11 protein-coding genes are annotated in these 13,130 nt (G+C 43.4%); 8 read left to right on the plus strand and 3 right to left on the minus strand.

Going from position 1 to position 13,130, the window contains the following annotated elements:
- The 8 genes from ACUN2T_RS01485 to ACUN2T_RS01520 all read left to right on the plus strand — a co-directional run bounded on the left by ACUN2T_RS01485 (position 1) and on the right by ACUN2T_RS01520 (position 10,095).
- Positions 1–1,248 carry an ATP-grasp domain-containing protein gene (locus ACUN2T_RS01485; RefSeq protein ID WP_445495928.1) on the plus strand — a complete coding sequence of 416 codons (1,248 nt, stop codon included), beginning with the start codon at positions 1–3 and terminating at the stop codon, positions 1,246–1,248.
- Between the two features lie 473 nt (positions 1,249–1,721).
- A complete protein-coding gene (gene dppA, locus ACUN2T_RS01490) occupies positions 1,722–3,332 on the plus strand; it encodes a dipeptide ABC transporter periplasmic-binding protein DppA (RefSeq protein ID WP_445495929.1) in 1,611 nt (536 codons plus the stop codon).
- A gap of 212 nt (positions 3,333–3,544) precedes the next feature.
- Positions 3,545–4,564, plus strand: coding sequence for a dipeptide ABC transporter permease DppB (gene dppB / locus ACUN2T_RS01495; RefSeq protein ID WP_445495930.1), 1,020 nt, complete (start codon positions 3,545–3,547; stop codon positions 4,562–4,564).
- A 10-nt stretch (positions 4,565–4,574) separates the two neighbouring features.
- Positions 4,575–5,474, plus strand: a complete 900-nt coding sequence (dppC, locus tag ACUN2T_RS01500; RefSeq protein WP_445495931.1) for a dipeptide ABC transporter permease DppC — start codon at positions 4,575–4,577, stop codon at positions 5,472–5,474.
- Positions 5,475–5,486: 12 nt separating this feature from the next.
- Positions 5,487–6,467 (plus strand): dipeptide ABC transporter ATP-binding protein, encoded by a 981-nt coding sequence (gene dppD / locus ACUN2T_RS01505; protein ID WP_445495932.1) that lies wholly within the window; start codon positions 5,487–5,489, stop codon positions 6,465–6,467.
- Entirely contained in the window at positions 6,464–7,483 is a 1,020-nt protein-coding gene (dppF, locus tag ACUN2T_RS01510; protein ID WP_445495933.1) for a dipeptide ABC transporter ATP-binding subunit DppF, read from the plus strand. Before dppD ends, dppF begins: the two co-directional genes overlap by 4 nt.
- Positions 7,484–7,718: 235 nt before the next feature.
- Positions 7,719–8,426 (plus strand): HAMP domain-containing protein, encoded by a 708-nt coding sequence (locus ACUN2T_RS01515; RefSeq protein ID WP_445495934.1) that lies wholly within the window; start codon positions 7,719–7,721, stop codon positions 8,424–8,426.
- Between the two features lie 178 nt (positions 8,427–8,604).
- A complete protein-coding gene (locus ACUN2T_RS01520) occupies positions 8,605–10,095 on the plus strand; it encodes an insulinase family protein (RefSeq protein ID WP_445495935.1) in 1,491 nt (496 codons plus the stop codon).
- A gap of 191 nt (positions 10,096–10,286) precedes the next feature.
- Here the strand turns inward: ACUN2T_RS01520 and ACUN2T_RS01525 are convergent, their stop codons facing one another.
- From ACUN2T_RS01525 to yhjD, 3 genes are all read right to left on the minus strand, one after another.
- Entirely contained in the window at positions 10,287–11,177 is an 891-nt protein-coding gene (locus ACUN2T_RS01525; RefSeq protein WP_445495936.1) for a lysine exporter LysO family protein, read from the minus strand.
- Positions 11,178–11,781: 604 nt separating this feature from the next.
- Entirely contained in the window at positions 11,782–11,988 is a 207-nt protein-coding gene (locus ACUN2T_RS01530; RefSeq protein WP_445495937.1) for a 2-hydroxymuconate tautomerase family protein, read from the minus strand.
- A gap of 54 nt (positions 11,989–12,042) precedes the next feature.
- Positions 12,043–13,041, minus strand: coding sequence for an inner membrane protein YhjD (yhjD, locus tag ACUN2T_RS01535; protein ID WP_445495938.1), 999 nt, complete (start codon positions 13,039–13,041; stop codon positions 12,043–12,045).
- Positions 13,042–13,130: the final 89 nt, after the last annotated feature.

Genomic DNA, 13,130 nt, shown 5'->3' on the forward strand with positions numbered 1-13,130 from the left:
ATGAAAAAGGTTGCTATTGTCGATGGTTTTTCTGCCGGTAAATTTATGGCTAAAGAGCTCTATGATAAGGGGTGTTATCTCTTGCATATAGCCTCGAAATCAGATTTACACAGTTATTATTATAAAGGATTCGATTATTCAATCTATAAAGAGCATTATGTTTATTATAATATAGTTGATACAGTGAATTTCCTTAAAGAACAAGGTGTTGAATTTATTATTGCAGGGAGTGAAAGTGGGGTTTCTCTTGCGGATAAGCTTAATAGCCATTTTGAATTAAACTATAAGAATGATTTTATTAAAACATCTGCAAGACGCAATAAGTATGAGATGATTGACACGCTGAGAAAATATGGAATTCCGGCGGCAGAACAAGGTAAATTCTCAGATTGGCATACTGCGGAGCAATGGATTAGAACTTTTAGTAATTTTCCTGTCGTACTTAAACCATTAGAAAGTGCGGGTTCTGATGGTGTTTATATTTGCGAAAATGAGCGTTCCGCCAAGGAGGCTTTTTATAAAATATTGGGGAAGTCTAATAAACTTAATCTCTGTAATAATCATGTCCTAATACAGGAGTTTCTGAAAGGAACAGAATATGTTGTTAATATGGTGTCTCTTAATAGCAATCCATTGGTTACGGAAGTAGTAAAATATAAAAAGCGCAGGCTTGATACAGGTAGCATAATCTATGATATCGATGACATTATCGATTCTTCCTATCCAGAATATAATGTTTTAGTCGAATATACCAAAAAAGTTGTACTTACTTTAGGTATATTTAATGGTCCCAGCCATGCTGAAGTGATGTTGACACCTGATGGCCCAAAATTGGTTGAAATTGCTGCGAGAATGGATGGAATATTGCGACCTGCGATAGCCAAATTAACAACAGGTTTAGGGCAAATTAGTGCTTCTGCTATGTCTATTGTCGAACCGGAAAATTTTAATAAGGCTATACAAATAGAAGATTATATCCTGATTAATCATTCCTATAATGTATGTTTGATTAACCATCGTCTTGGTATATTTACCGTAAATTCTTTTATGGAAGAATTAAAGAAATTACCTTCTTTCTGTGAAGTTGTTTTTTATGTTGATGAAGGTGATGAGATTGAAGTAACTAAAGATGTTTTTAGCCAACCTGGAACAGTTTATTTAGTTCATCATGATAAAGACATAATCAAACAAGATTACGAAAAAATCAGGAAAATTGAGGAATCTGGTGGGTATCTGAAAAATATTTAATGGCTGTGGATATATTTATTAATCGGCTACACTTTTCAACGGCTATGCTCGATTATGGCATGGCCGCTGACGGGAAAAGGAATATTTTTCTGGTGTCGATCTTATTCAGCACACAGCATTTTATGCCATCTATCCTCTTTTCTATCATAACAATCGTTTATTAATTAATCGCATGGTTGAAAATATCGCATATCGATTAATAGTTATTCATTCTGCAACCATGGCTTTTTTATGGTCTTTTGGGCTACAAAACGTGCATTGCGTCATGTTTTTGTACTAATCATGTTAATAATTGGTTTTTTTTGTGTTTTCCTGATGTTTATGACAGCTGTTGAGATCTTATTGACGCAGGGGACAACAGTTGCTTAATTGATAATCCGAAAAATAATAAACAAAGCCCAAACAGTGCTGTTCCTGGCAGAAAATGCAGGTTCTTGCTGTACACAACAACATCACAAATGGAGTGCAAGAGAATGACAACTTCCTCTAGAAAAACAGGGTTATTAAAGCTGGGGATCAGCTTGATTGCATTAGCAGTAACCGCCAGCGTTCAGGCAAAAACATTGGTTTACTGTTCTGAAGGTTCACCAGAAGGATTTAACCCGCAATTGTTCACTACTGGCACCACTTATGATGCCAGCTCGGTACCACTGTTTAACCGTTTGGTTGAGTTCAAAGCCGGTACGACTGAAATCATACCTGGGTTGGCAGAAACGTGGGACGTCAGTGATGATGGTAAAACCTATACTTTTCATCTGAGAAAAGGCGTTAAATGGCACTCTAACAAAGAGTTCAAACCCAGCCGTGATTTTAATGCTGATGATGTGCTCTATTCTTTTATGCGTCAGAAAGATACAAACCATCCATACTATAAAGTCTCAGGCGGCAGCTATGAGTATTTTACGGGTATGGGGATGAGTGAGATGATCGATAAGGTTGTTAAAGTAGACGATTATACTGTCCGGTTTGAACTGAGTCGCCCAGAAGCCCCATTCCTGGCTGATATAGGGATGGACTTCGCCTCTATTCTGTCTGCGGAATATGCGGATAAAATGATGAAAGCAGGCACGCCGCAGAATGTAGACCTGAATCCAATTGGTACGGGTCCATTCCAGTTGCTGCAATATCAGAAAGATTCCCGCATTCTGTATAAAGCGTTCAACGAATATTGGGGAGGTAAACCGAAAGTTGACCGCTTGGTTTTCTCTATTACCCCTGATGCTTCTGTTCGTTATGCAAAACTACAGAAAAATGAATGTCAGATCATGCCATATCCAAATCCGGCTGATATTGCCCGTATGAAGCAGGATAAAAACATCGTTATGATGGAACAGCCCGGCTTAAATGTTGGTTATATTTCTTTCAATGTCACCAAAAAACCACTGGATAACGTTAAAGTTCGCCAGGCGCTGACAATGTCTGTCAATAAAGACGCTATTGTTGAGGCGGTTTATCAGGGTGCGGGCCAGAAAGCGAAAAATCTGATCCCGCCGACGATATGGAGTTACAACGATAGCATTAAAGACTACCCATACGATCCGGAAAAAGCGAAGCAGTTACTGAAAGAAGTCGGGTTGGGAAATGGTTTTACTATCGATCTGTGGGCAATGCCGGTACAGCGTCCGTATAACCCAAATGCCCGTCGTATGGCTGAAATGGTTCAGGCTGACTGGGCGAAAATTGGTGTTAAGGCCAAGATTGTCAGTTACGAATGGGGTGAATATCTGAAACGGGCTAGAGATGGCGAGCACCAGGCTATGATGATGGGTTGGACCGGTGACAATGGTGATCCGGATAACTTCTTCGCAACTTTGTTTAGTTGTGCCGCCAAAGAACGAGGCTCTAACTACTCTAAATGGTGCTATAAGCCGTTTGAGGACATTATTCAGCCGGCGCGTGTGGCTTCGGATCATGCCAAACGTATTGAGCTTTATAAACAAGCACAGGTTATGATGCATGAGCAGGTTCCGGCATTGATCATTGCTCATTCCATTGTTTATGAACCCATCCGCAAAGAAGTTAAAGGTTATGTGGTTGAGCCATTGGGTAATAAACATCGCTTCGATAACGTGTCTCTCGAATAATCCTGCTTTTACTCGGTTGTGATATGCCATCTCCCTAATTTTTTAGCGGAGATGGTAGTTTTTCCCAGCCAGTCATCGCTGGAAGAAAGCTAACAAGAAAAGTAGAGGCAAGAAATTATTGAGTTGTGAGCCAAAGGGGGAAAGTCCTCCCTCTTATCAAGCCAAACGGCCTGAGAGCTGTAACCGGCATTTAAAAAAAGGGAGTTCGGGATATGTTGCAGTTCATACTCCGACGTCTGGGGCTAGTTATCCCAACGTTTATTGGCATTACTTTGCTGACTTTTGCTTTTGTCCATATGATCCCCGGCGATCCGGTGACCATTATGGCCGGGGAACGTGGAATATCGGCTGAACGCTATGCGCAGTTAATGGCGGAAATGGGGCTGGATAAGCCACTCTGGCAGCAATACTTTCATTATGTAAGTAATGTGTTACATGGTGATCTTGGTGTCTCCATGAAAAGCCGTATCCCTGTGTGGGAAGAATTTGTTCCCCGTTTCCAAGCAACCTTGGAACTGGGGATATGCGCCATGCTGTTTGCGATTGCCGTCGGTATTCCCGTTGGCGTACTGGCGGCGGTAAAGCGTGGATCGGTTTTTGACCATACTGCGATAGGTCTTTCCCTGACCGGATACTCTATGCCGATCTTCTGGTGGGGAATTATGTTGATCATGCTGGTTTCTGTTCAGTTAGATCTGACACCGGTATCCGGGAGGGTAGGCGACAGTGTTTTCCTTGATGATAGCTACCCGCTGACGGGCTTTATGCTGATTGATACCCTGTTCTGGGGTGAAGAAGGTAATTTCAAAGATGCTGTGATGCATATAATTTTACCTGCCATTGTCTTGGGGACAATTCCATTGGCGGTGATTGTCCGTATGACCCGCTCTTCTATGTTGGAAGTATTGGGTGAAGATTATATCCGTACTGCCCGCGCCAAAGGCTTGAGCCGCATTCGTGTGATTGTGGTTCATGCATTGCGCAATGCGCTGCTGCCGGTTGTGACTGTCATCGGCTTACAGGTGGGTATCATGCTGGCGGGGGCGATTCTGACTGAAACCATTTTCTCCTGGCCGGGGCTTGGACGCTGGCTGATCGATGCCCTTCAACGCCGGGATTATCCGGTGGTTCAGGGAGGGGTATTGCTGGTGGCGATCATGATTATCCTGGTTAACCTAGTGGTTGATTTGCTGTACGGCGTTGTTAACCCGCGTATCCGTCATAAGAAATAGGGAGCGTATTATGTCTCAAGTGACTGAGCCTGCAAATAATGTGCCTAAGATTATGACGCCGATGCAGGAGTTCTGGTATTACTTTAAGCGCAATAAAGGGGCGGTTGCTGGCCTGGTTTATATTGTGCTGATGTTATTGATTGCTTTGTTAGCGGGGGTACTCGCGCCGCATGGTGCGGCGGAGCAGTTCCGTGGTTCCTTGCTGACTCCGCCGGTATGGCAGACAGGGGGAAGCTGGCAGTTTATTCTTGGCACTGATGATGTCGGTCGTGATTTACTTTCTCGTCTGATGTATGGCGCCCGGCTTTCATTGCTAGTGGGATGTCTGGTTGTGGTGTTATCCCTGTTAATGGGGGTTGTACTGGGGGTGCTGGCCGGTTATTTCGGTGGCGTGGTGGATATTATCATCATGCGTATCGTTGATATTATGTTGGCATTGCCAAGCCTGCTGTTAGCGTTGGTGTTGGTGGCGATATTTGGGCCGTCAATTGTCAATGCTTCTCTGGCGTTGACCTTTGTGGCTTTGCCCCATTACATCCGTTTAACTCGTGCTGCGGTGCTGGTGGAGGTTAACCGTGATTATGTCACGGCTTCACAAGTGGCTGGGGCGGGTTCCATGCGCCAGATGTTTATCAATATCCTGCCTAACTGTCTGGCACCGTTGATTGTGCAGGCTTCTTTAGGTTTTTCCAATGCCATTCTCGATATGGCTGCTTTGGGTTTTCTGGGGATGGGCGCGCAGCCACCCACGGCGGAATGGGGAACAATGCTGTCTGATGTATTGCAGTTTGCACAAAGTGCCTGGTGGGTGGTGACTTTCCCAGGTTTGGCAATTCTGCTGACAGTGTTGGCGTTTAACCTGATGGGTGACGGTTTGCGTGATGCACTTGATCCTAAACTCAAGCAGTAGTGAGGTAGCGAAATGGCATTGTTAAATGTAGAAAAATTATCGGTTCACTTCGGTGAAGAAGATGCGCCATTCCGTGCTGTTGACCGCATCAGCTACCGTGTTGAACAGGGTCAGGTTGTCGGGATTGTTGGAGAATCCGGTTCCGGCAAGTCAGTCAGTTCATTGGCAGTCATGGGGTTGGTTGATTATCCGGGCCGGGTGATGGCAGACAAACTGGAATTTAACCAGCGTGATCTGACCAAAATCTCGGAGAAAGAGCGCCGTCAACTGGTTGGTGCAGAAATGGCAATGATCTTCCAGGATCCGATGACCAGCCTGAATCCCTGTTATACCGTTGGGTATCAGATCATGGAGGCGCTGAAGGTGCATCAGGGTGGCAATCGTCGCACTCGCCACCAGCGGGCGATTGATCTATTGACATTGGTTGGTATTCCTGATCCTGCATCGCGTCTGGATATTTATCCGCATCAGTTGTCCGGTGGTATGAGCCAACGGGTGATGATCGCAATGGCAATTGCTTGCCGGCCAAAATTGCTTATTGCTGATGAACCGACAACGGCTTTGGATGTCACCATTCAAGCGCAGGTTATTGAACTGTTGCTGGAGCTGCAACAACGGGAAAATATGGCGCTGGTCTTAATCACTCATGATCTGGCATTAGTCGCGGAAGCGGCCCATCATATTATCGTGATGTATGCCGGGCAGGTGGTGGAATCCGGTAAGGCATCGGAAATCTTCTGTGCGCCACGTCATCCGTATACTCAGGCGCTGCTCAGGGCATTACCTGAATTTGCCACTGATAAATCCCGTCTTGCCTCTTTACCGGGCGTTGTGCCGGGGAAATATGACCGGCCTATTGGTTGCCTGATGCATCCGCGTTGCCCATATGCAAATGACCATTGCCGCCAGATGGAACCGGAATTACGAACGGTAGGGGAACGTCAGGTGAAATGCCATACACCGCTGGATGATGCGGGGAGGCCGACAATATGAGTGAATATGTTTATCCGGCGCAGGAGACATCAACGGCGCCGTTATTAAAAGCGACAGAACTGAAAAAATATTATTCGATCAAAGGGGGATTATTCTCACCGGCTCGTACTGTAAAAGCGTTGGATGGTATCTCTTTCGAACTGGAGAAAGGCAAAACGTTGGCAGTTGTGGGTGAATCGGGGTGTGGTAAATCCACATTGGGGCGATTGCTGACAATGATAGAAAAGCCAACTGACGGGGAACTTTATTATCAGGGGCAGGATTTGCTGGTGCCAAATAGAGATGCTGAAAAGCTGCGCCGCCAGAAAATCCAGATTGTGTTTCAAAATCCTTATGGTTCACTCAATCCGCGTAAGAAAGTTGGGCAGATCTTAGAAGAACCTTTGCTGATCAATACCAAATTGAGTGCACATGAGCGTAAAGAGAAAGTATTGCAGATGATGGCGAAAGTGGGACTGAAAACCGAACACTACAGCCGTTATCCGCATATGTTTTCCGGTGGTCAGCGCCAGCGAATCGCGATTGCCCGTGGCCTGATGTTGGACCCGGATGTGTTGATCGCAGATGAGCCGGTTTCTGCGCTGGATGTCTCGGTGCGGGCACAGGTGTTGAACCTGATGATGGATTTGCAGCAGGATTTGGGGTTGTCTTATGTGTTTATTTCCCATGATTTGTCTGTGGTTGAGCATATCGCTGATGAAGTGATGGTGATGTACCTTGGCCGCTGTGTGGAGAAAGGCAGTAAGGAGATGATCTTCAGTAACCCACGTCATCCGTATACACAGGCGCTATTATCAGCAACGCCAAGGCTGAACCCTGAATTACGCCGTGAACGGATAAAATTGACAGGTGAATTGCCAAGCCCGATGAATCCACCACCCGGTTGTGCGTTTGCAGCCCGTTGTCGTCGGGCATTTAGCGCCTGTACTCAGCTTCAGCCAAAATTGAATCAATATGGTGAGCAACTGATTGCTTGTTTTGCCGTTGATCAGGATGAAAATGTTGCTGTGGAGTAATGACTTGGCAATCATGTATTAAAACATCTTTGGTGATAATGGGTTAGCCATTATCACCATTTAAATATTGGTTTTTGTCTCTCACCGTCACAGATCGCCACTAAAGGTAATTATTTCAGAAAAATAACGACTTGGATAAGTGAAACAGGATTGTTAGCGATAAAATCAAGTATACTCAATTCCATTGATCACATGTTATAACTGCGATATCTCACAGGCATTGGTTTGAGTGAAAATGAAATTGCGCGTCAAACGTTCGTTAACCATTAAACAGATGGCCGCAGTGACCGGCGTCACGCTGGTGACCATTGCTATTTTTATTACTATTCAATTGTGTCATCTTATACAGCAACGTAAAGATGATTATATCAGTCAGCTTAATAATGCGGCAGTTCAGGTACAGGCACCTTTAACCGAAGCGTTGCTCAGTTCCGATCTCAGTAAAGCAAAAGAGTTACTGATAGGGCTACGCACCGCCGGTATTTTAGGGCGGGCAGATGTGGTGTTACCGGAGGATATCCGGGTGATACGATTGAGCTTTGCCACCCATCGTCCAATTCCCGAATTGGCTGAACGTATTTTTGGGATCCCTGTGGAAGTGAGTATTCCTCTCCATGCTTATGGTTCAGCGCCAATAGACGCTAAGCCGCTGGGGCATTTGATTTTACAGGTGGATTCTAATCGGGTATATCGTTTTGCTATTAATGCGTTGGCACTGATGTTGACGACGTATTTATTGTTAGCACTTATTCTGACTGTGTCGATAAGCTGGTGTATCAACCGGATTATTGTGCACCCATTGCGTAACGTTGCACGGGATCTTAATCGCGATCAACCACCAGAACCCATGACTTGCCCGAAAGGCCACAAGGATGATGAACTGGGTCTGCTGATCAGGGGATATAATCGTCAATTTGATAAACATAAACCTCCGTCATCATGAAACCATCCGAGGCGGTTTGAGGTCTAACCCTCAGTTATAATTCTGACAGGATTTCACCTGCTAAAATTCAGGTTTTTGCTTTTTCTGCCGTTGTTATTGGTCGAAGGGAACATATTCTGTCATCACTGGTTAAACCGCCGCAGACTAAAACCAAGGATAGACATCTATAGGGGTTCACATGCAGGGTACGAAAATTCGTTATTTTATTGGTGGGATAATGCTGGCCGTTGCAGGCCAGGCGCAGGCAGAAGTTTTGCAACCTGACCCTGCCTGGAAACAAGGCAAACTGGAAAATGGTTTTAACTGGCAAATCTTGCAGACGCCACAACGTCCTAACGACAGAATACAGTTGCGCCTTGTAGTGAAAACAGGTTCGCTGGCGGAGAAAACGCAGCAAGCGGGTTATACCTGGTTGATTCCGAAAGTCGCGTTATTCAGCAGCAAAAGTTTGTCTTCCGCTAAACTGGAACAACTATGGGACAGTGCCGTCGATCCTAAATACCCACTGCCTCCTGCTATTGTTTCATATGATTTCACGCTTTATAGCCTGAGTTTGCCGCATAATCGTCCTGAACTGTTAAAAAGTGCGTTGAGTTGGCTGGCTGACACGGCGGGCAAAACGGTATTTACGCCAGAGACACTACAACATGCCATGAAAATGTCGGGTACATCGGTAGCGACCTATCCGCCCGATATACAGGATCCGGTGTGGCGCAGACGTTTGCAAGGTTCAACGCTGTTGGGGCATGATCCGGCACAGGCTACCGCTCAACCTGTCGATTTGGATAAACTTAAGCAATTTTACCGGCAATGGTATACCCCTGACATGATGACGTTGTATATCGCGGGCCACGTGGATAGTCGTACTTTACCGGAAAATATCAATCAGGCATTTTCATCATTGAAAGGTAAGCGTCATACTCCGGCAACGGTCGCGGCGTTGTTACCGATGAAACCGGATACGATAGGGATGATCAGTGACAAAAATAAAGAAGATACTTTATCCTTGATTTGGGATCTCAACTGGCAGCCGATGAATGATTCACATGTGTTGAGCCACTATTGGATCAGTGATATTACCCGTGAGGCACTTTATCGTTACCTGCAACTTGGGCTGGAGAGAAGAAATGATAAAGCGCTGAAACTGGGGCTGGATTGCAAAGTTCAGTATCAGCGTGCGAGTTGTGCTCTGAATCTCAACACGTCGGCAGGTAATTTAAAACCCGCGATGGAATATCTGGCTGCTGAATTGGTAACACTACGTGATAAAGGATTGCCAAAGGCACAGTTTGATGAGCTGTATGCGCAGAAACAGGCCCAACTCAGCCAGTTGTTTGCCATGTATGCCCATACCAGCACGGATATTCTGATTAATCAGCGTCTTTTGTCCCAACAAAGTAATGTGGTGGATATTGCTCCTGAACAGTATCAGCGCTTGAGGCAAGCCTTTCTGGCTTCTTTGACACCTGAAATGCTTAACCATGAACTAAATCAGATCCTTTCGCAGGAGGTTGCGTTTGTTCTGATTCAGCCAAAAGGGGAAGAAGAGATGGATGTGAACCAGTTAAGAAATAGCTTTAATCAGATAATGTTGCCTGCGCCGCATAAGATTGATCCTCCGGCACAACCGCCGGAATCCAAACCCAAACCGGAAGCAAAGGCTTCTTGAAAAGTATAGAAAATAGGTATAGAAAACCGCACTGGCGCTCGTCCCTGTTCCCCCAGCGACGGGCGTGAGTGAGTGCAGCCAACAAAGAGGCAACGTGAAAGATAACGGGTATATATCTTTCCTACAGGATAAATATGGTTATAGCACGCTCTTCTGCTTAAAATAAGGAGAAGAGCGGAGAGCTAAAAAAGTCAAACTAATCCAACAAATACTGATATAAATAATGGCGCTAACAACGTTAGTACAAATCCACTTGCGATTGCATATTTAATATCTTCACTAGTGCAATTTTCTTTAATAAATGGTAAAGCTGAGTCTAATGCCGCCGCACCAGATATCCCTATTGCACCTTGAGGATAACTTTTCCCAAGAAAATAAAGGAAGAATATACTAAATATTTCTCTAAATAGATCAGTCATGAAAGACAAAGATCCATAATGAGGATTTGTCATTGATGTCACCATAGGTCCAGATAATGAAAACCACCCGTATCCACTAGATATTAACATAGACTCACTGATAGAATAGTCAGTTAACATAGAAAATATCAGCGCACCAATAACAGTACCCGCGATAGTGAAAATAGGGATTTTAATGTGATTAATTTTTATATCCTTAAAGCTAAAATTAACCAAATCTAACCCTACAAATAATATCAACGTATATAACGCATAATTACTCGATATATTGTGTTCTGCCAAGGATAAATTAGTAAGCTTATAAACTAAAACACCTAAGCAGAAAAACATTATAGCTTTAAAACACCCAATAAATGGATCTAAGAATGATTGTTTACCTTTTTTTTCAATCTGGCAAAATTTTCTTTTAAATAATATCAAGAATGTTGATATTGATATTAAAGAAGATAACACTAAGGATTCAATTATAATTGATGTTCCCAGGTTACTATTTATGAAAATTTCACCTAATTCAATTCCCATCATGAAAAGTAGAATCATAACTATCATAGTTATGCTTCCTACTAATTTTGCCTTGATATTTTCCTTGATTAATTTACCAAGAAAAAAACCTAGAGCCAGTAAAAAACAGATAATAAGAATTGAAGTAATTGATTCCTTCATTATATATCCTGTTTAGTTATTGATAAATCTATGATGATCATGCTTTTTTCTTTCTCTGAATACTCCAGATTTAGTTGATAATGGGAGAAGCCTACGGATTTCAAGTTATTATTAACCATTTTATTAAAAAAATTTATGATTTATTGTAATGTGATGATATCAAAAATGAATATTATTTCTATAATTATTTTAACTTCGAACTAACAAGTACATAACTAAAAATAAAACAAGAAACGGGAAAAAATCGCTCAAAACTTAGTAGATTTACTAATGTTTTTTTGATTTTTGTAACTAAATCAGTCACAAAAATAAAGGATTACATCACGTAGGATAAAAGTTAGCGGATCCTTTTAATCTTGTGTTTCATGCAGGCATAACCGGTAAATGTCGGTCAATACTGGTGAGAGTCAATGGTGGCTTTTTAACGATAGGATACAGAAGGAGTAAGCACATCCCGGAAAAACTTCTGACATAATGAATCGGCAGACATAGAGTTATCTCATTGAGTTATTGGCATAATCAATAAAATCACAAAACTCTATGCCTGTCTCGTTTTATGGGAATACCTCAGCGGAAATACCGCCTTTATCATACTAAAGTTGGGCTATTTTTTAGCTGCGGCTCTAAGTTCAGTCACATTCTTACCGCCAACTCCCCAGTTATCCGTTTCGACTTCATCGATAATAACAAAGGTTGTTGCAGGATTTTTGCCCAATACATCGACAAGTAACTGGGTAGTTCCTTCAATTAATTGCTTCTTTTGCTCTGCTGTAGCACCTTCACGGGTAATTCTGATATTTACAAACGGCATAAACAGCTCCTTTTCAACGGTTATTATTGGCAGATTGGCTCTGCCAGTGCACATTTATTCGGTATTTTTTTTATCTTGATGATGATCCGCTGTGGCTATCCAGGCAGCGCAGAACAGCGTTAAACGGGCAAAGAGATAGAAAAATGTCATCAGGCCGATAACAGAACCAAAAGCCGCGCCGGAAGGGGAGCTGGCGAGGCGAGGCAACGTCATGGTCATAATATATTTGATAACTTCAAAACCTATAGCTGCTATCAGTGTCCCTTTCAACAACGCTTTGCGTGCGGGCTGGTGGCGGGGTAATACCCAGAATAGCCACAGGAAAAGCAGATAGTTGGCTGAAATAGAAATTGTCAGGCCAATCAGGAACCAGGATGGACGCAGCCACTCAATGCCATCTAACCCTAATATCTTAACGATGGTTGTCTGAGCGGAGCCGGCGATAGAGGTCAGTGACAGCGTGATCACCAGAGCTAATAACAGCCCAATCAAAGAAATAACATCACGGATATATTTAGAATAGATTTTATCGTTCTCTTCCTGATTCCGTACCCAGACAGGGTGAAACTGGGCAAGAATTGCCTGGCGTAAATTACTTACCCAGTTCACACCGGAATAAAGAGCAATAGCCAAACCGGTTAATCCCACGGTAGTCCGCTGTTTAATCGCAGTATCGACACTATTTTTCAGCGTATTGGCCAGTGTCGCATCACTAATACTGTTTGCAATACCATTGATTAGCTTTGCCAGTAAATCAGGATTAGAAGCCAGGATAAAACCCGCAATGGCGAAAGAGAGCATCAGAATGGGGATAAGCGATAAGAACGAAAAATAGGTTATCGCCGCCCCAAACTGATTACCCATCCGATCATTAAAGCGCAGCGTTGCCCGGATAAAGTGAGCGATGATAGGAATATTACGGATATAATCTCCTGCCCTGACGGTCAGAGAAATCGCTTTTTTACCGTGATGAATGCCTTTCTCCAAAGGTGTTCTGGATAACCTTTCCGGCTGATGTTCTGTTATTTCCTGTCTTTCTACATCCTTTGGCATGAATAGCCTCAACAATTACCTTGAATAAACATGAGTGATCTCATCATGCCACTTTAAGATGATTATTAACAATTCAACATACCCAGGTA

It is taken from the genome of Photorhabdus machadonis, from assembly GCF_052657765.1.